The sequence below is a fragment of the Cognatishimia activa genome, from assembly GCF_001458335.1.
Taxonomy (GTDB): Bacteria; Pseudomonadota; Alphaproteobacteria; order Rhodobacterales; family Rhodobacteraceae; genus Cognatishimia; species Cognatishimia activa.
Genome location: NZ_CYTO01000020.1, coordinates 1 through 17761, shown reverse-complemented (window position 1 = coordinate 17761; position 17761 = coordinate 1). Strand labels below are relative to the sequence as shown.

General features: G+C 54.1%; 25 protein-coding genes and 2 tRNA genes. 19 read left to right on the top strand and 8 right to left on the bottom strand.

Features of this window, described 5'->3' with window-relative positions:
* Positions 1-909: an L-threonate dehydrogenase gene (gene ltnD, locus TA5113_RS09885; protein WP_058315146.1), complete on the bottom strand. Its 909-nt coding sequence runs from the start codon at positions 907-909 to the stop codon at positions 1-3.
* Between the two features lie 150 nt (positions 910-1059).
* Entirely contained in the window at positions 1060-2058 is a 999-nt protein-coding gene (locus TA5113_RS09880; RefSeq protein ID WP_058316704.1) for a LacI family DNA-binding transcriptional regulator, read from the bottom strand.
* A gap of 237 nt (positions 2059-2295) precedes the next feature.
* Here TA5113_RS09880 and TA5113_RS09875 point away from each other — a divergent pair, with 237 nt between their 5' ends.
* The gene (locus TA5113_RS09875; protein WP_058315148.1) at positions 2296-2676 is read left to right on the top strand and encodes a methylglyoxal synthase; all 381 of its coding nucleotides are present in this window, start codon (positions 2296-2298) and stop codon (positions 2674-2676) included.
* A 46-nt stretch (positions 2677-2722) separates the two neighbouring features.
* Here TA5113_RS09875 and TA5113_RS09870 read toward each other — a convergent pair.
* Both TA5113_RS09870 and TA5113_RS09865 read right to left on the bottom strand, forming a co-directional pair.
* Positions 2723-2797: transfer RNA gene (locus TA5113_RS09870), tRNA-Thr, on the bottom strand.
* Between the two features lie 100 nt (positions 2798-2897).
* Positions 2898-3794 (bottom strand): LysR family transcriptional regulator, encoded by an 897-nt coding sequence (locus tag TA5113_RS09865; RefSeq protein ID WP_058315149.1) that lies wholly within the window; start codon positions 3792-3794, stop codon positions 2898-2900.
* Between the two features lie 115 nt (positions 3795-3909).
* Between TA5113_RS09865 and TA5113_RS09860 the strand changes: the two genes are divergently transcribed.
* The 6 genes from TA5113_RS09860 (at position 3910) to hisD (ending at position 8052) form a co-directional block, all read left to right on the top strand.
* On the top strand, positions 3910-4335 hold the full coding sequence (locus TA5113_RS09860; protein ID WP_058315150.1) for a hypothetical protein: 426 nt from the start codon (positions 3910-3912) through the stop codon (positions 4333-4335).
* Positions 4332-4643, top strand: a complete 312-nt coding sequence (locus TA5113_RS09855; protein ID WP_058315151.1) for a hypothetical protein — start codon at positions 4332-4334, stop codon at positions 4641-4643. Before TA5113_RS09860 ends, TA5113_RS09855 begins: the two co-directional genes overlap by 4 nt.
* A gap of 113 nt (positions 4644-4756) precedes the next feature.
* Positions 4757-4918 carry a hypothetical protein gene (locus TA5113_RS16855; protein ID WP_165589405.1) on the top strand — a complete coding sequence of 54 codons (162 nt, stop codon included), beginning with the start codon at positions 4757-4759 and terminating at the stop codon, positions 4916-4918.
* A gap of 6 nt (positions 4919-4924) precedes the next feature.
* Entirely contained in the window at positions 4925-6193 is a 1269-nt protein-coding gene (gene murA, locus TA5113_RS09850; RefSeq protein WP_058315152.1) for a UDP-N-acetylglucosamine 1-carboxyvinyltransferase, read from the top strand.
* Complete coding sequence (locus TA5113_RS09845) at positions 6190-6651, top strand: DUF2948 family protein (RefSeq protein WP_058315153.1); 462 nt, start codon at positions 6190-6192, stop codon at positions 6649-6651. Before murA ends, TA5113_RS09845 begins: the two co-directional genes overlap by 4 nt.
* Before the next feature lie 96 nt (positions 6652-6747).
* Positions 6748-8052, top strand: coding sequence for a histidinol dehydrogenase (gene hisD, locus TA5113_RS09840; RefSeq protein ID WP_058315154.1), 1305 nt, complete (start codon positions 6748-6750; stop codon positions 8050-8052).
* A gap of 1 nt (position 8053) precedes the next feature.
* On the opposite strand, the gene TA5113_RS09835 is transcribed toward hisD, so the two are convergent.
* Positions 8054-8812 carry an SDR family oxidoreductase gene (locus TA5113_RS09835; protein WP_058315767.1) on the bottom strand — a complete coding sequence of 253 codons (759 nt, stop codon included), beginning with the start codon at positions 8810-8812 and terminating at the stop codon, positions 8054-8056.
* A 143-nt stretch (positions 8813-8955) separates the two neighbouring features.
* Between TA5113_RS09835 and TA5113_RS09830 the strand changes: the two genes are divergently transcribed.
* The 7 genes from TA5113_RS09830 to TA5113_RS09800 all read left to right on the top strand — a co-directional run bounded on the left by TA5113_RS09830 (position 8956) and on the right by TA5113_RS09800 (position 12229).
* Entirely contained in the window at positions 8956-9435 is a 480-nt protein-coding gene (locus tag TA5113_RS09830) for a UPF0262 family protein (RefSeq protein ID WP_058315155.1), read from the top strand.
* Between the two features lie 2 nt (positions 9436-9437).
* Positions 9438-9890, top strand: a complete 453-nt coding sequence (locus TA5113_RS09825; protein WP_058315156.1) for an arsenate-mycothiol transferase ArsC — start codon at positions 9438-9440, stop codon at positions 9888-9890.
* Between the two features lie 131 nt (positions 9891-10021).
* Positions 10022-10240, top strand: coding sequence for a translation initiation factor IF-1 (infA, locus tag TA5113_RS09820; protein ID WP_007205486.1), 219 nt, complete (start codon positions 10022-10024; stop codon positions 10238-10240).
* 33 nt (positions 10241-10273) lie between these two features.
* Complete coding sequence (locus tag TA5113_RS09815; protein ID WP_058315157.1) at positions 10274-10852, top strand: Maf family protein; 579 nt, start codon at positions 10274-10276, stop codon at positions 10850-10852.
* Positions 10849-11868: a ribonuclease E/G gene (locus tag TA5113_RS09810; protein ID WP_058315158.1), complete on the top strand. Its 1020-nt coding sequence runs from the start codon at positions 10849-10851 to the stop codon at positions 11866-11868. The genes TA5113_RS09815 and TA5113_RS09810 overlap by 4 nt, the downstream gene beginning before the upstream one ends.
* A gap of 1 nt (position 11869) precedes the next feature.
* A complete protein-coding gene (locus TA5113_RS09805; protein ID WP_058315159.1) occupies positions 11870-12076 on the top strand; it encodes a DNA gyrase inhibitor YacG in 207 nt (68 codons plus the stop codon).
* 78 nt (positions 12077-12154) lie between these two features.
* Positions 12155-12229 (top strand) — tRNA-Phe (locus TA5113_RS09800).
* Between the two features lie 31 nt (positions 12230-12260).
* On the opposite strand, the gene TA5113_RS09795 is transcribed toward TA5113_RS09800, so the two are convergent.
* Both TA5113_RS09795 and TA5113_RS09790 read right to left on the bottom strand, forming a co-directional pair.
* Positions 12261-13373 carry a tyrosine-type recombinase/integrase gene (locus TA5113_RS09795; RefSeq protein ID WP_058315160.1) on the bottom strand — a complete coding sequence of 371 codons (1113 nt, stop codon included), beginning with the start codon at positions 13371-13373 and terminating at the stop codon, positions 12261-12263.
* Positions 13373-13609, bottom strand: a complete 237-nt coding sequence (locus TA5113_RS09790) for a hypothetical protein (RefSeq protein ID WP_058315161.1) — start codon at positions 13607-13609, stop codon at positions 13373-13375. Before TA5113_RS09790 ends, TA5113_RS09795 begins: the two co-directional genes overlap by 1 nt.
* A gap of 366 nt (positions 13610-13975) precedes the next feature.
* On the opposite strand from TA5113_RS09790, the gene TA5113_RS09780 reads away from it, so the two are divergent.
* From TA5113_RS09780 to TA5113_RS09750, 5 genes are all read left to right on the top strand, one after another.
* Positions 13976-14398 (top strand): helix-turn-helix domain-containing protein, encoded by a 423-nt coding sequence (locus TA5113_RS09780; RefSeq protein ID WP_245627159.1) that lies wholly within the window; start codon positions 13976-13978, stop codon positions 14396-14398.
* Positions 14399-14401: 3 nt separating this feature from the next.
* Positions 14402-14722 carry a hypothetical protein gene (locus TA5113_RS09775; protein ID WP_131726418.1) on the top strand — a complete coding sequence of 107 codons (321 nt, stop codon included), beginning with the start codon at positions 14402-14404 and terminating at the stop codon, positions 14720-14722.
* Positions 14723-15093: 371 nt separating this feature from the next.
* Complete coding sequence (locus TA5113_RS09765) at positions 15094-15465, top strand: hypothetical protein (protein ID WP_058315165.1); 372 nt, start codon at positions 15094-15096, stop codon at positions 15463-15465.
* Positions 15466-15606: 141 nt separating this feature from the next.
* A complete protein-coding gene (locus TA5113_RS09760) occupies positions 15607-16239 on the top strand; it encodes a tyrosine-type recombinase/integrase (RefSeq protein ID WP_058315166.1) in 633 nt (210 codons plus the stop codon).
* An 887-nt stretch (positions 16240-17126) separates the two neighbouring features.
* Positions 17127-17366 carry a hypothetical protein gene (locus tag TA5113_RS09750; RefSeq protein ID WP_131726419.1) on the top strand — a complete coding sequence of 80 codons (240 nt, stop codon included), beginning with the start codon at positions 17127-17129 and terminating at the stop codon, positions 17364-17366.
* 21 nt (positions 17367-17387) lie between these two features.
* Here the strand turns inward: TA5113_RS09750 and TA5113_RS16975 are convergent, their stop codons facing one another.
* Positions 17388-17555, bottom strand: coding sequence for a hypothetical protein (locus TA5113_RS16975; RefSeq protein WP_165589404.1), 168 nt, complete (start codon positions 17553-17555; stop codon positions 17388-17390).
* Positions 17556-17761: the final 206 nt, after the last annotated feature.

Genomic DNA, 17761 nt, shown 5'->3' with positions numbered 1-17761 from the left:
TTAAGCTTTCTTTGGCAGGGTCAGGCCCGCATTCTGGGCATAAACTTTGGCGACCGCTGCGTCGTCTTCATGCCCCAATCCCATACCCGCTGCCGCGAGGAATTGTTGCATGGCCGCTGCGGTAATCGGAGCGCTGAATTGAGCAGATTTCGCAATGTCGAGAACAATGCCCAAATCTTTCGGCCAGATGTTAACCGAACTGTGTGGCGTATAATCGCCGTCAACAATATGCGGTGCGCGGTTTTCCAGCATCCAACTTGTGCCCGCGCATTGTGAAATCACCTCAACGAAAGTTTTCGGCTCAATTCCTTGCGTCATGCCAAAGGTCAGCGCCTCGGCCATGGTTGCAATGTGTACGCCAGCGAGCAATTGGTTTGCGGCTTTCATTGCAGAACCTGCGCCAGCTTCGTCGCCAAGCTCAAACACGGTTTCAGCCATAGCATCCAATGCAGGGCGTGCCGCCGCAAATGCCTCCGGCGTACCAGACGCCATGATAGAGAGTTGGCCATTGGCAGCTTTGACCGAGCCACCCGAAATTGGGGCGTCAAGGTAATGCACACCTGCTTCAGAGCAACGGCTTGCCATGTCCCGTGCAAATTCTGGTGGCACGGTTGCGCAGGCCAAGACCGCTGAGCCGGGCTTCATAGAGGCTACAATCCCGTTGGCGCCAAAAAGGACCGATTCCGTTTGTGCGGCATTTAGGACGACGACAACCGCGGTATCGACTGTAGGAAGAGTGCTCTCTCGGTCTCCAGGCGCACCCCCTTCCGCACGAAAGGCGTCAACACGTTCTTCAGAGATGTCAAATCCATAGGTTTCATGGCCCGCGCGTAAAACGGATTGCGCCATGCCATATCCCATAGATCCCAGGCCGATGACCGCAATTTTCGTTTGGGTGCTTTGTCCCATAATGTCCAATCCTTCGTGCTCGCGGCAAAATGTGTTTAACTGTGTTTACGTAAACACAGCACAAGCTGTATAAGGCGTTGTAGCAAGGGTTGTCAATCAGATGGGTTGCGAATTGTTAGCGCTAGCATCAATGCGAGCGTTCGACATCGGTTAAGTGGTTTGGCCGATAACCAAGCGTGTCTTCAAGGCTTCTTTTGGCGGGTCATCAGGTGAATCTAGAGCGACATATTTCGCTGCCCGCACGCCCATTTCGTACAGTGGAGTATGAGTCGTTGTTATTTGCTGTGGCAAAGCCGCCAGAAAGGGAAGGTCGTTAAAGCCCGCTAAAGCGATATCGCCGGGGACTGAAACCTCATTTGTTATGCAATGCATTAAGGCCCCAGCTGCGAGGTCATCGTTTGCGCAATAGATTGCATCGCATCCTTCTGCTTTCTGCAGACAGGTGGCCGCAAGGTCGCGCCCAAGTGTCATTGAAGAGGGCGCTTTGGAGATTCTTTCGTAGATGATCTCACCGTCGCCCGCCAAAAGCGTGTCGCGAAAAGCGCTAAAGCGCTTCGCGGCTCGGAGGTCATCGCCGCCTTGACTGCCTAAATAGGCCACTCTGAGATGGCCGCGTGCGAGGAAATGCCGGGCCATGTCAGCTCCAGCTGTTTCCTGCGAAACACCGAAAGAGGCCGAGATCGGAGTGCCATCCGCATCCATGATTTCAGCAACCCGCGCACCGGACTGGACCACCGCTCGTTTCAATCCTTCCGTATGTTCTAGTCCGGACAGGATCAGGCCGCTGGGTTGCCAAGACAGCATGTCGCGCACCAAAGTCTCTTCAGCTGTCGCTGAATATTCGGAAACGCCAAAAACCGGGCGCATATTCAAGCTCGAAAGTGTGTCATTGATGCCTGCTAAAACATCTGTGAACACGTGGTTTTTCAACGTCGGAAGAACCACCCCGATCATCGGGTTTTTCATGCCCCGCTGAACCGAAGCAAGCCGATTGTGGATGTATCCCAGCTTCGCCGCCGCATCCGCCACACGTTTCTTCACATCTTGTGAGAAATACCCGTCGCCCCGCAGAACGCGACTGACAGTCATTTGGCTCACCCCTGCCGCCGCGGCGACATCGTGCATGGTGGGTCGATCAGAATTCACCATGATTTCGCCTGCTGTCCTTTTTTCTGATTTGGGTGCTCAACACGCCTGCGCTCCTATTCTTTTATATTGGTTTACGTAATCACGTCAGCCATGTTCTATATGTTTACGTAAACGCAATTTCGTTGGGCGTCGAGTGCCCGGATGGGATGCAGAGCCAGGGCGCAGTTATGCAAAAGGTTGATGGCGCTAACATCTGCAGTTAGGCATGCAGTGACGAAGGAATGCAAAGAGGGACCCATGACCGAAACCAAAGAAGCCATCGCTCTTGTCGCCCACGATCAACGCAAGGACGATCTTGTGGCTTGGGCAAAGCTACATGCGGATCAACTTAGCCAGTATGATTTATACGCGACGGGCACTACAGGGGGGCGCTTGGCGAAAGAAGCAGGTCTTGACCTCACCGCCCTTAAAAGTGGCCCACTTGGCGGAGATGCCCAGATCGGCGCAATGATCGCTGAGGGTCGGCTGAATAACCTTATTTTCTTCATCGATCCACTGACGGCGATGCCTCACGATGTGGATGTGAAATCGTTGCTGCGATTGGCCATTCTCTATGAAACCAAGCTGGCTGTGAACGAGGCATCTGCGTCCGCAATGTTTCCGTTGCAAGACGACTAACACCGCATAACAAACCGCAGGTGTGCTTAATCTGATGTATGGCTGATGGTGCTGCTGGGGAGGATTGAACTCCCGACCTCACCCTTACCAAGGGTGCGCTCTACCACTGAGCTACAGCAGCAGCGTGAGCGGCTACTTAGACGCAATCCTTACGCAGCGCAAGCGATTCAATCACGATTTTTTCGTTTTTTCTGATCCACGCTTTCGGCTTCTGAGGAGAGCTATATCGCTTCAGTTTTGCGCGCTTTACCCGAAAGCAAATCAGCATAGGATTTCGTACGGTTCGCAATGAAATCCGCCAAAGCTCGCAGACGCGCATTGTTACGGGTTTCGGGGTGCCGCAGAAGCCAAAGGGTTTGAAATGGTGGGCAATCGGGATCAGACAATCGGCGAAGCCCGGGCTCGTTATCAGCCAGGAAGCAGGGCAAATAGCATAGGCCGACACCTAATTTGCAGGCGGTCAATTGCGCTGGCATATGCGACATGTACACCGCATCCAACGCATCAGGGAAAGGCGTTGTCTTCTTCCAAACGGCGGCTGTTTCTTTTGGCGTGAAGCAAATCCATTTCGCATCGTTGCCCTTTTCAATCTGTTCCGCGTAAGCATGGCTCGCATAGACCGCTCGAGCTGTCTCTGTGAGCCGACGACCGATCAGATGTCCCTGCGGCGCAGCCCCAAAACGGAGTGCCAAATCGGCTTGTCCCCGATCCAGATCCGCCAATGTATTTCCCACACGTATATCTAAAGTGATCTCTGGGTAGGTATCTGCAAACTCTTGCAAAACTGCCATGTAGGGGCTTGTTGCCAATGCATCGAGTATGCTGATCGATACATGACCCCGCAGCACTTGATCCTGCCCAAAGGCCCGCCGAGACAGGGCAAACAACCGCTCTTCGATTTCTTCTGCCGTGCGAAAGAAATCCTCCCCTGCCGCGGTGAGATGATAGCGACCTTTCTCTGGTTCAAACAGGGCGACCGGACTGCGCGAGGTCAGCGCATCAATGCGTCGCGAAATCGTCGAATAACTCACACCGCAAGTCGCCGCTGCATCGCGCATATTTCCCGCCCGGATTAGAGCCAAGAAAAGCTTCAAGTCTTCCCAGTTGTCTTGTTGCATTTTTGAACGCTCGTGTCTCAATTGGTGCAATTTAAATGCCATTATCGCAACGCTACCTTGTTCAGGCAAGCCCAATACTTGGGTGCACTTAAGAACCTAAACATGAGGAAAAGACATGAAACTCAAAGCTCTGGTGACCGCGTTGTTGATGTCCGTCGTGGGCACGGCCAGCCTTGCGGAGAAAGCCAAGTCGTTCGTGGTTTTGGATATCCTGCCCTTGAAGGACGGCGCGACGCTTGAACAAGCCTATGACTATTTCAAAGGGGTCGAACCGATCTTTGCCAAATACGATTTTCATCGTAGCGATGCAGCACTGGAAGTGCTGTCGATCCCACGTGGTCCGGTCACAACGGACGTTGTGAACCTTTGGGCGACAGATAACCCGCAAGCGGCGTTTGACGGGATCTTTGCGGATAAAGATTACTTGGAAAATCACGTGCCATTGCGTGACAGCATTTTTGATCTGCAAGCGGCAACCATCATTGTCACCAAACGTGGCGACACGATCACAACACCAACTGGAAAGGTGACCCACCCATGAGCCAACTGCTTTTAGATATCCTGAAACTGAAGCCCGGTAAGACAGCTGCGGAAGCAACGGCATATTTCGACAGCCTGAAGCCGGTTTTTGAACGGGTCGGTCTTTCGCGTTCTGATGTGCCGCTTGTTGCGTTGAAAACTCTGCGCGGAAGCACCGAGGCCGATGTTGTGAACCTTTGGCAGTCTAACGACGCTGCGACGTCCATGGGCGCAATGGCTGCGGATGCTGAATACCAGTCCAAAGTCCCGTTGCGAGATGAGATTTTCGATCTCGAAAACTCAACTGTGATTTTGACCCAGCGCTCATAATCGCGGTCCAAGAAAACAACAAACAAGTTTGAAAACTGCCCTGGCCGAGATCTGCTCGGCCGGGGTTTATGCGTGCTCTGGACCGTAAGCCATGGCTGGGTTACAGAAGGGCCATGGCAGAAGACCGCGCAAAACCCAAAAAACAAAAGCCTGTGACCCGTGAAGACCGGCTCAAGGCAGCACTGAAAGCGAATATGGGCCGCCGTAAGGCGCAAGCCCGCGCGCGCAGTGCGGATAGCAAAGGGTTAGCGGCGGATAATCAGGATAAAGGGTAAGAGCAGATGGATTCGATTTTGGTAAAAGGGAATGGCCCGCTGAATGGCCAAATCCCGATCGCGGGTGCTAAGAACGCGTGCTTGACCCTTATGCCTGCCACGCTGCTCAGCGAAGAACCGCTGACGCTGACAAATGCGCCGCGCCTCTCTGACATCAAGACCATGACGCTGTTGCTGCAGTCCTTGGGGGCAGAGATTTCTAGCCTGCAAGACGGCAAGGTCATCGCAATGTCGAGCCACAACTTGGACAATCACATCGCGGATTACGAAATCGTCCGCAAAATGCGTGCGTCCAACTTGGTGCTGGGGCCAATGCTCGCGCGTCTTGGCCAGGCAGTTGTGTCTCTGCCGGGCGGCTGTGCCATTGGCGCGCGTCCAATGGATCTACATATCTTTGGCCTCGAAAAGCTTGGTGCTGTGATTGAGCTGAAAGACGGCTATTTGCATGCCAAAGCCCCGGGCGGCCTGAAGGGCGCCGAAATGGAGCTGGCTTTTGCTTCTGTTGGTGCCACTGAAAACATCTTGATGGCCGCGACCCTCGCGAAGGGCACCACCGTCATCCGTAACGCGGCGCGTGAGCCAGAGATTGTCGATCTGGCTGATTGCCTGCGTTCCATGGGCGCGCAGATCGAAGGGGATGGCTCCCCGGAAATCGTTATCCAAGGTGTGGATCGCCTAGGCAGTGCGACCCACCCGGTGGTCACTGACCGCATTGAGTTGGGCACTTACATGCTTGCTCCATGCATCGCCGGCGGCGAAGTGGAATTGCTCGGTGGGCGCATCAATCTGCTTGGGGCGTTCTGTGAGAAGCTTGATGAGGCTGGCATTTCCGTTGAGGAAACCGAAAAGGGCCTGAAGGTCGCGCGCAAAAATGGTCGCGTGAAATCCGTGGATGTGGTGACAGAGCCGTTCCCCGGCTTCCCAACCGACTTGCAGGCGCAGATGATGGCGCTGATGTGCACCGCTGACGGCACCGCTGTGCTGGAAGAAAAGATCTTTGAAAACCGCTTCATGCACGCCCCAGAGCTGGGTCGCATGGGTGCAAATATCGAGGTCGCTGGCGGTACGGCCACCGTTCATGGGGTTGAACGTCTTAAGGGCGCGCCAGTCATGGCGACTGACCTGCGCGCATCTGTGTCGCTGATTCTCGCAGGGCTTGCGGCGGAAGGGGAAACGCTCGTGAACCGCGTTTATCACTTGGATCGTGGCTATGAGCGTCTGGAAGAAAAACTCGGCGCAGTTGGTGCCAACATTCAACGGGTTCAGGGCGTATGACCGAAGACGCGCGTTTTGAAGATGGTCGCGAAGCGCCCCTGAACCTTGGGGCGCTGGACGAAGATGACCTAAAAGTCGTCTCTGCACTGGTGCAGGACGCTGTATTTCCAGTGACGGAAATGACATGGCGCGCCAAAGAGCGCCGCTTTGCCATTTTGCTCAATCGTTTCCGTTGGGAAGATCGCGACAACGCCGAAAAACGCCGTCGTGATGTGGAGCGGGTTCAGTCTCTTTTGGTGATCGAAAACGTTTTGAAAGTGGCGAGCCAAGGGGTTGATCGGTCTGACAAGGACATGATCCTGTCTTTGCTCGCAGTCGAGTTTGCGGATGATGAAGTGACGCTAACGCTCGCGGGCGACGGTGCGATCCGCTTGTCGGTCGAGGCTCTGGAGCTGTCGTTAAGAGATGTCACACGCCCCTACATTGCGCCTTCCAAGCAAGTTCCGGATCACGGCTGACGCGAAAGTCAGCGCAAAGCCTTATCTGGCCAGCGACCTTCAATAGCTTGAGGCTGGCTCTGATGGTCGGTATGAGCGTGCCAAAGGAGTCTCTTCATGCCTCAGTTTCTCAACACGCAAGACGCGGATTTTGAAGCCAGCTTTACCGCATTGCTTGGCGCAAAGCGCGAAGACAGCCCCGATGTGGATGCGGTGGTCGCTCAGATCATTGCCGACGTACGTGCCCATGGGGACGCAGAAGTCATACGTCTGACAGAGAAATTTGACCGGCTAGAGCTGACCCCTGAAACCCTGCGTTTTTCAGAGGCTGAAATCGAAGAGTATTGCGCTCGGGTGTCTGATGAAGATCGGGCCGCGCTTGAACTCGCCGCCGACCGCATTCGCGCCTATCACGCACGTCAAATGCCAGCAGATGACAGCTGGACGGATGAAAGCGGGGCAACACTTGGGTGGCGTTGGTCTGCTGTTTCCGCAGCAGGTCTTTATGTGCCGGGCGGGCTGGCCAGCTATCCGTCTTCCGTTTTGATGAACGCAATCCCAGCGAAAGTCGCAGGCGTTGGGCGTTTGGCGATTGTGGTGCCGACGCCTGATGGCATTGCGAACCCGTTGGTTTTGCTCGCCGCCAAGATCGCAGGTGTGGACGAAATCTATCGTATTGGCGGCGCACAAGCGGTTGCGGCTTTGGCTTACGGCACCGAAACCATTGAACCGGTTGATAAAATTACTGGCCCGGGCAACGCTTTCGTAGCGGCCGCAAAGCGCCGGGTGTTCGGCAAAGTGGGCATCGACATGATTGCCGGTCCGTCCGAGATCCTCGTGATTGCAGACAAATACAATACCCCTGATTGGATCGCGTTGGATTTGCTCAGCCAAGCGGAACACGACGAAAGCGCCCAATCGATCCTGATCACCGATGATGCGGAGTTCGGCCAGCAGGTCGCGGCGGCGGTTGATAAACGCCTTGAAACCCTGCAGCGCCGCGATATCGCAGGCGCAAGCTGGCGTGATTTCGGTGCGGTCATCGTTGTGAAAGATCTGGATGAAGCCGCAGCCCTGTCAGATCGCATTGCACCCGAACACCTCGAGCTATGCGTCCAAGACCCAGATGCTCTGTCTGAAAAAATTACCCATGCAGGTGCCATTTTCTTGGGACAATTCACCCCAGAAGCCATTGGCGACTATGTTGGCGGTCCGAACCACGTGTTGCCGACCGCGCGATCTGCGCGCTTTAGCTCTGGCCTCTCTGTGATGGACTTTTTGAAGCGCACCACGCTGTCCAAAATGACCGTGGACAGCCTGCGCGCCATCGGCCCCGCAGCAGCGACTTTGGCAGAAAGCGAAAGCCTTGAGGCACACGGCTTGTCCGTTTTGGCCCGTTTGGATGCTCTGAACGAGAAATAATTCAGTAGTGGGTGGAGAAACCACCATCCACTGCCAGCACTTGCCCAGTCACATAGCTCGCCGCTGGCGAGGCCAAAAACAGCACCGCTGGCGCGAGCTCTTCTGGCATGCCCCATCGCTTCAATGAGGATGACCGCTCCAGCCGCTTATGGGTTTCAGGATCGTCAAATGCGGCTTCGTTTGGCGCGGTCCGAAAGAAACCGGGCGCAATCCCATTCACGGTAATCCCGTCCACTCCAAGCTCTGCCGCCATTGCTTTGGTCATCCCGTTCAATCCGGCCTTGGCCGTTGTGTAGGCAGCGTCACCCGATTGCGCGATAATGCCCGCGATTGAACTGATATTGACGATCCGTCCATAACCTCTCGTCGCCATGCCCTTCGCCGCCTGCTGTGCCATCGCAAAGGGCGCAACAAGGTCGACGGAAAGAAGGTTCGCAACATCTTCGATCTCAAAATCTTGCAAAGCCCGGCGATCGCGCATCCCGACGTTATTGACCAGAATCGATAGGCCGCCGCGTGTCTCAATGTCGTCGATTGCTGCAGTCCTTGCGTCGGCATCACTGACATCAAACACTGCGGCATGGGCACGAGGCCCGATTTGCGCGATGGCATCTTGGACAGCCGTCGAATCACGGCCATTGATCCAAACATCTGCCCCTGCCTCAGCAAGAAGTGACGCAACGGCAAGCCCAAGACCCGCATTTGAACCGGTAACCAGTGCTCGTTGACCCTCAAGGGAAAAAACGCCGTAATTTGCCATAGTTCCTCCGTTTTCAGCAAATTGCGCCATTTCCAAACCGTTGCCAACAGGACCCGCATAAATACCTTTGCTGCAATGCGGCATTGCTGGGGGAAGGTTCATACGCTACCTGTGTTGAACGCAGTGAGGTAAGGGTTGCTCCGATGAGCTTTATTAGCCGTATCGAAATTGACGATCGCAACTTGCCACCCCCGACGCCTGAAATCGAACAGGAACGCCGGGTGGCGATCTTTGATTTGATCGAAAAGAACAGCTTTGATTTGCCCAAACGGGACGGTCGCGCCGTGCCGGATGGCCCCTATGCGGTTGAACTCGCGATCCGTGACAAACGGCTGGTTTTCGATATCGCCACCGATTCCGGCGATAAGGCGGCCGAGTTTCATCTATCGCTTTCCCCCTTCCGTCAGGTGGTAAAAGACTACTGGCAGATCTGCGAGAGCTATTTTGATGCGGTCAAAAACATGCCGCCCAGCCAGATCGAAACCATCGATATGGCCCGCCGCGGTATCCATGATGAAGGCGCACGTATTCTGGCAGAACGCCTTGAGGACAAGGCCGCAGTAGATCATAGCACTGCACGTCGCTTGTTCACCCTGATCTGCGTATTGCATTTCGGAGGCTGAGAATGACCGCCGAGCTGCCCCAATCCATTCTGTTTTGTTGTGACCACAACGCAGTGCGTTCGCCCATGGCTGAAGGCATTATGAAAGAGCTCTACGGCGCGGACGCCTATGTTCAATCCGCAGGCATCAAGAATGATCTAGAGATCGACGGCTTTGCCATTTCCGTGTGTCAGGAGATCGGTGTCGAGCTTTCTCGTCATCAAAGCCGGTCTTTTGAAGAGATGGAAGAGCAGGGCGAACAGCTTTCAAGCTTTGATATGGTTGTGGCTTTGACGCCTGCAAGCCACGCCAAAGCAGGCGAATTGAGCAAATGGTTCCATATGGACCTGCAATTCTGGCCGATTCCTGATCCAACGGGGAAAGGCGAAACGCGAGAAGCCAAGCTTGAAGCCTATCGCGTCTCACGCGATGCAATCATCGCACGGCTTAAGGAAGCTTGGGGTGCATCGGGCTGATCTTAGCAGACCAGGACACAAGCCTTCTGTTCATATTTCCGCGAAAGCCGCAGAATAGGCTTGTAAATCAGCCCAATTGCGCTCATTTAGGGTCCGCCCGTGATTGACGGGTGTTTTGTGAAGGAGAAACCATGGCCAAGGAAGAACTGCTCGAATTTCCCGGTGTCGTAAAGGAACTCCTGCCAAATGCGACGTTTCGGGTCGAGCTGGAAAACGGCCATGAGATCATCGCACATACGGCAGGTAAAATGCGCAAGAACCGCATCCGCGTTCTCGCAGGCGACAAAGTTCAAGTTGAAATGACGCCGTACGATCTGACCAAGGGTCGGATCAACTACCGCTTTAAGTAATCCGCTTTTGCGGCTGTTTGCAGGTTTGGTGATATGAAACTGATCCTCGGTTCGGGCAGCCCAAGGCGTCGTGAATTACTGGCACAGATCGGGGTTGTGGCGGATGACATTCGCCCCCCTGATATCGATGAAACGCCTTTGAAAGGCGAACTCCCCAAAGACTATTGCAACCGCATCACGCGGGAAAAAGTCGCCGCGGTAAAGGCGGATGCCGATGATATCGTGCTTTGCGCAGACACCACCGTTGCTTTGGGGCGCCGCATTCTGGGCAAGCCTGCTAACGCGGGCGAAGCGGCCGAGTTTCTGATTGCCTTAGGCGGCCGTCGCCATCGCATTATAACCTCCGTCGCCATAAAACGCGGTGATCAGTTCTGGCAACGCGACGTGGTCAGTCAGGCCAAGATGAAGCGCCTCTCTGATGATGAGCTGAATTATTATCTGGCGACCGGTGACTGGGAAGGCAAAGCGGGCGGATATGGCATCCAAGGCCCCGCCGGTGCCTTCATCCCATGGATCAGCGGGTCTTTTTCAAGCATCATGGGCTTACCCATTGCAGAAACCGCCGCATTGCTGACCGCAGCGGGCTATCCGCTTTACAAGGAGACGCCATGAAAGGCCGTCAAATCATCCTCGACCATCTGAACGGCCGCGAAGCTGCGGCCCTGATGGTGGATGGCAAATTGCATGATTTTCTGATCGATCATGACGATGCACCGCGCCCCGGCACCATCTATCGCGCTATTGCCGATCGTCCGATGAAAGGGCAGGGGGGTATGTTCCTGTCGACACCAGATGGCAATGTGTTTTTGCGTCAGGTGAAGGGGCTCTCTCCCGGCCAACCTCTGCTGGTTCAGGTGACCGGTTATGCCGATGACGGCAAAGCGATTCCGGTGACACAAAAGGTTCTGTTCAAGAGCCGCTACGCCATTGTGACTCCGGATGCTCCCGGTTTGAATGTCAGCCGCTCCATCAAAGATGAGGATCTGCGCGACACCTTGAAAGGTATTGCCCATTCCGTGATGGAGGAAAGCGAAATGGGGCTGATCCTGCGTTCATGCTGTATGCCCGAAGAAGTGGAAGAGATCGCCGAAGACATCACCGCGATGCAAGCGATGGCAGAAGCGATTATGGCCGATGGCGAAGGCCCAGCAGAAAAACTAGCTGATGGCGACGGTCCGCATGTCCTTGCATGGCGCGAATGGATCGCCCCAGCGGAGGTGGTGACCGAGCCCGGTTCTTTTGAAACCCATGGGGTCCTGGACGCGCTAGAAACCCTATCGAGTGAACGAGTCACCCTTGGCGGCGGCGCGTTTATGTTTATTGAGCCCACCCGTGCGCTTGTGGCTGTGGATGTGAATACGGGGCGCGATACGTCTCCGGCTTCCGGTCTACAGGCCAACCTTGCGGCGGCACGCGACCTGCCGCGCCAATTGCGTCTGCGGGGGCTGGGCGGCCAGATAACTATCGATGTCGCGCCAATGTCCAAAAAGGATCGCCGGATCTTTGAAAGCACTCTGCGTTCAGCTTTGAAAGCGGATGGCGTCGAAACGGTCATGGTCGGGTGGACCCCGCTTGGCCATTTCGAACTACAGCGCAAACGCGACCGTTTGCCGTTTGAGGGGCTCTGATATGGCCTGCCCAATCTGTGGCAAACCAACCGCCGCGGCCTACCGCCCGTTTTGTTCAAAGCGCTGTGCCGACATCGACTTGGCCAAGTGGCTGAATGAGGATTACAGCGCGCCAGCTGTCGAAGATGAGGGCTTGGAGGATGCACTTCTAGAGGCCCATTCACGCGGTGAAATGGGGCGCGGAAAAAAAGACGGCCCCATCCACTAATTTTTCGAATTATCCTCTGGACACCATGGCGACCCTGACATAGAACGCCGCAACCCGAGTGATTGATCACTCACCCGTGCCCGGGTAGCTCAGGGGTAGAGCAGTGGATTGAAAATCCTCGTGTCGGTGGTTCGATTCCGCCCCCGGGCACCATTTAACTCTCTGATATGATTGAGTTTACCGCTCATGTTTGATCCTCATTTTGGTCAGGTTTGACGCTTTTCGGCGAAGGTTTGACAATTTTCGCGCGCCTTTCGTTTTCTTTTTCCAGTGCCGCCATGGTTTCACGGTTCTTTTCGGCAAGGTTTGCCGAACGGGAATAGTGCCGTGCCATGGATGGGGTCTTTTGCCCGAGAAGATCGGCGATGCGGCGTTCATCGAGGCCAGCTTCACGAAGTGTGGTGGCTACCGTGTGGCGCAAACCTTTGAGCGTTAAGCCTGGCGCGATCAGTCCTTCTTCCTCAAGCTTGATCTTGAAGCGGTGCCAAACCGTTGAAAAGCCGTTGTACGTCCATGCCTCGCCGCGCGAATTGGAAAGGACAGTCTCGGCCTCGTGTTTGGGCATGCGATCAAGCGCGGCCTTCAACGTCGGACTGACCGGAATCGCGACCTCTTCGCCAGTCTTGCCGCGCACGCCCCAGATCGTACCGCCGTCGACCTGATCGTTCCGCAATCTTAGGGCGTCGGACGGGTCGAGACCCGTGTTCATCATCAGGGCCAGAGCCACGCGCACATGGGGCTTGGCATTGCCCAAGACGGTGTCTCGCTCCTCGATGGTCCAGGGGCGGTTGGCATAGGCGCGGTCGCGCGGGCGACGCTTGGGAATAACGTCTTTGGCGAAGTTGGCGGAGATGAGCCCCTTCGGAATGTTGTAGCGAAATACCTCGCTCAGAAGCGTGCGCACCATGTTCGCTCGTCGCCAGCCAATCTTCTTCGCGGCCTTGTCGTGGACGCCTGCAATCAACGGGGTGTCGATCACATGAATCGGTGTGCCTTTGATCGGCTCAAGGAAGTCAGCGCATTTGCGGTAGTCGCGACGAGTGGCTTCCGCGAGGTTTTGAAAGTGTTCAGTTTGGAAATACGTCTGAAAGAGTGCGCCAAGGGTGCCAGCTTTCGGTGCCTTCGCTTTTTGGGCGTCTGCAATGGCCCGGATCGTTTCGCACTCTGCGAAGAACTCCGCAGAGCCGATTGGGGACTTCTCAATGTCAATCTTGTGGCCTGTGGCGCGGTGGTAACAACGCGTTTTTCCATGCCGGTCCTTGAAAATCTTGAACCCTTTGACGCGCACTAGGGTCATCAAAGTCGACCCAGGATGTCATCTCGCGTTTCAGTCATCGCCCCTGATTTCACATCGTCGATCCATAGGTCGATATCTTTGCGATCCCAAAGCAACGTCCCCTCCTTCAATTCAACCGGGCGCACCGGGCAAGCTGCCTTGAAGTGTTTCACTGGCAAGCCAGAATAGCTTGCGGCCTCGGATTGCTTCATCATGCGCTTGTCGATCACGCTGATATTGAGATTGGTCGTAGCCATTGCTTTTGTCCCCTGTCAGTTTGCAGCCGTTCTCTCGCTTTCACAGCTTTTGACTTTGGTTGCGTTCCTCTGGAACCGTTCCCAACCGCTCATCGTCAGTCGCTTGGTCTTCGAAGATATTTCTATAAACTCCAAACGCCCATCGTTCATGAGCGCGCGAATTTGCGCAGGGCTAAGACCAACGATCTCGCTGAGTTGCTTCGCTGAAAGCAGACGTTCTTGTTCCAAAATGGTATCCTTTGCTCATAGTTGGCCGGAATCGCTTGTTTTGAGTCATCCTGCATGGTCAGATGACGAAACAAACCTAAATTTGTCATTTTTAGCATATTTGCTAAAAATTGCACATTCGTCAACTGGGAACCACACGTGACGCAAAAAACGTCTGATATTTTCATTGGCATTGGGGCCAGGCTTGCGATTACGCGCAATGAAACTGGCTTGTCTCAGACAGACATGGCCAAGGAAATTGGTGTCTCGCTGCGGGCTTACCACAGCTATGAAAAAGGTGAGCGCGGCCTGCCAATTGAGGCGTTGGTGTTGCTCGAAGAAAAATTCAGTGTTGATGTAAACTGGATTCTTCTCGGATCGAAGGCCGCGCGTGTTGAGCACGACATCGACGCACTCGAAGAGTTCGAAACCTCGCTTGATCGGTTCCTGGTCGAACAAGGCATCAGAATCAAAAGCGAAAAGCGCGGGGCCATTGTCGGGCGCTGGTATCGGTCGCTAACCGATGGAAAAGAGGTCCCAATCGAAGACGTTCATACGTGGATCGAATTGCTGAAGGAGTAGACTATGAGGTTCTCTAACATTCCGCACATGCAGCGGCAAAAACTGGCCATTCTGGAGCGGGTGCGGCATGATGTTGGCCGTTTCACCAATCCTGTTTTCAATGCCTTTTTGATCGCTGCGACAGTCTATTTTCCCTGCTTTGCCAAGCTCATGATTTTCTCAACATCTGGTACGCTCGATCCGCTGAATGTTCTTCTTGCATTGTCCGCAATCGCCATTGTTCTGATGACGCCCGCTTTTGCGCTGGCTGCTGCTGTTGAGGTCTATTTCGCCCGTCGAATAGCCAATGCGTCTGGGGCCCTCGAGAAGAGCGAGTTTGCATAAGACCTGCGCTTGATGCTTTCAAACAATTAGAGAGCCGGATGCAGTTGACAATTTCATCAGGATTCCGCCGCAAAACAGACAAACCGGACCTTCGTGAAGAATGCAGCGAAGGTGCCGAAAGAGCCCATCCTGTGAATTCGATTTTTTTGCTGCGAGCGCACACAGCGTGGAAAATGCTGCACCCGCGTAAATCTCAACGCTGCTGTGCTTAGGGAAAACCGGTCATTCATGCGAGCCGCAGCGGACAACACGCGTTCAAGGATCAAGACGCGGACAAGGTTGACAGTCGGACCAACTAGCACTGTCAATCCTGAACCGAGCTGAGCTACTCTCAGACTCAGAGTCTGGATTATTCAGCTAAGGAAACCGATATGGACGATCAGGCATTTATTGATGCTGTTAAGGAACACGTTTTTAACAGTGCTGTAGAGGATGTCCTGTCTCAGTTGGATTCACCAGCGGGAAGAAAACCCGCAGATACGACGATGCAGCTAAGTCTTTGGTACAATGAACAAAACGATGATTCGAAGGCACATATTAGGCAATGTGTGCAGGAAGGAGCGCACGCAGCCCTTTTTGGGTTCTTTTGCGTTTTGGACGGAGTCCGGTTGATCCATGAAGACCTGCGCCATGGTGAGCTGAGACTCGTTTTACAGACTGACGCGAAAGAGATTGTGCTAGCTGACAACCAAGCTATTTCAGATTTGCATGACATTTTTAATGCTGAAACCAGCGGCGCCTAAGGGCTCATTGCAGACCAATGCGCGCGCAGAAGATGCCCATTTAGCCAGCTTCCCAAAACGGACGTTCATCCTTGCTTGTACACTCGCCCGGTCAGCGCGGTGCTGATGATTGGGCTTGGAGGGAGGATCGGAGGGCAAATCATGCCAAGAGTCCAACTTCCTGCAACAACCCCGAAACGCAGAGCCTGGAACAAGGGGCGGATTATTGGGCAGAAACGTCCACTGCTGCCAAAACAGGTGTGGGCGATCCGCGCTCGGCTCGAACTTGCAGGCAACCTACGCGACCTTGCTTTGTTCAACGTCGCCATCGACAGCAAGCTGCGCGGATGCGACCTGGTCAAACTAGCAGTGGCCGACCTCGTCAAAGACGCCCGCGTTCGTGAGCGCGTGTCGGTGATCCAAAGCAAGACCAAGCGTCCTGTCCAGTTTGAACTAACGGAAAACACTCGTGAGACCGTCTTGGCCTGGGTCAAATCACCCGAGATGTATGCGTGTCGGTTTATGTTCCCAAGCCGATTCCATGACCGCCCACACATCTCAACACGCCAGTATGGACGCTTGGTGCGTGATTGGGTGACGGCGATTGGGCTTGAACCGAGCGGATACGGCACCCATTCGCTCCGGCGGACAAAGGCGGCGGAGATTTATCGAAAAACTGGCAACCTCCGCGCGGTCCAACTGCTACTCGGCCACACGAAGGTCGATAGCACTGTTCGTTACCTTGGGGTCGAACTGGAAGATGCCCTAAGTATCGCCGAGCGGATCGATATCTGAGCTATCTTGGCGAGCGGCGCTGCCGTTCGCCATTTCAAAGCGGATGTCTGTCCCTCATGCGGCGTTAGTCGGTGCTGAGCCTCACAGGAGACGAAGGATTTTCACGCTGCGCGCTCACAGTACGAAAACCGCCCCAGATACTCGGAGCAGGACGCCGCACGGCGGCAGAGATCGCTGCCATTCGTTCTCGTTGCAGCGAAGAATTAGACCAAACTTTGCTTCCACTGAACAGTGTAGGCGCTATCGCGACGCGGACGAAGCCGATCTAGGTTTTTTCTCTTCGCTGGAACAGCTTTACTATACTTTCATCAGATTTTTTAAGGTGATTGGATCCAAATGATACGGACAAACTGATGCTGTCATGTCTCACAGATAGAGCGTTTCTAGCAATCCAGGTACATTATTGATGCGCTGAAAGACCCTATTTGTGAACGCGAGCTTCATTCACAGCGAACGGGCATCAGACTTTCGCCGCCTCCAATGTTTGCAATAGCGGGACTAATGCAATTCACGTGCAAAAGAAAAGCTTTTCGCATAGGTCCAGACCCAATTGACCGGAAAGCCTTCTGTTCATAAGTAACTTAGGCGCGCAATTGCTTCTGTGCGCAGAATGATTTGGGGCGGAGGAACGCATCCGTTATTTTCCTCTGCCCCCAGTTTCAAAGTACGAGAAGAGGAAATGCTTGTTGTATTGGATCTTGGGGATGGAAGAAGATTCGCGTGTGAAACTTTCGAATATGCTAAGGAGGCTTGGCTAAAAAAATTCGCAGAATGTCTGGGAGCAACGATAGAAGTTTACCCTGAAGTCGGAAGCAAGGCAGGACCGGAAATTTACAGATATGATCACGCCAATCGGATTTGGGTCACGTCTAAGTAGGGAGAATACCTTGAGCGGTGGACCCATGACACAGTACATTCACCGCGACATCGAGATTGAGTGCGCGGGACCGGCGCAAAGAGTGCTATCTGGCTGGACGGCCAGAGCATTGCGCCAGATCGCAGACAAGCTAGAGCGAGACGAATTTCAAGACGGCCACCACGATGTTACAGATCGTCACGGTAAGAAGCTGGGGTCAGTGTATTTTGATTTCTCGGAAGGTCATCAATATGATGACAACGAGTCCTAAAACGAAGCATTGCTCATTGAGCTAGGTTTCTTCGACTTCGCGCCAGCTAAGAGTTGTTACTTCCGGTAAATATTTTGCCGCCCGGTATCGATCTTCGGGGATTTCGAATTCAAGGCCGCTGTCTTTCACCCAGACGAGGTCTGGCTGTCCAAAGGAAGTTTTTATTCGAAATAGACCCACGATTTTCATTTACGGCTTCCAATAAAAGTTTTCTGGAAGCCCCTTACGCAAACACCAAAATCCGAGAAAAAGGTATCGAGCATAAAGGGCTTATTTGCTCTCACCTTAACGCGAAACCGGCGAGTTGAGGTCAACGCGAAGCTGAAGTAGTAACTTTCCGCGTTGCTCACTTGTGAGCTAACATCTCACCAGCCTAAATGAAAGATATAAAAGGT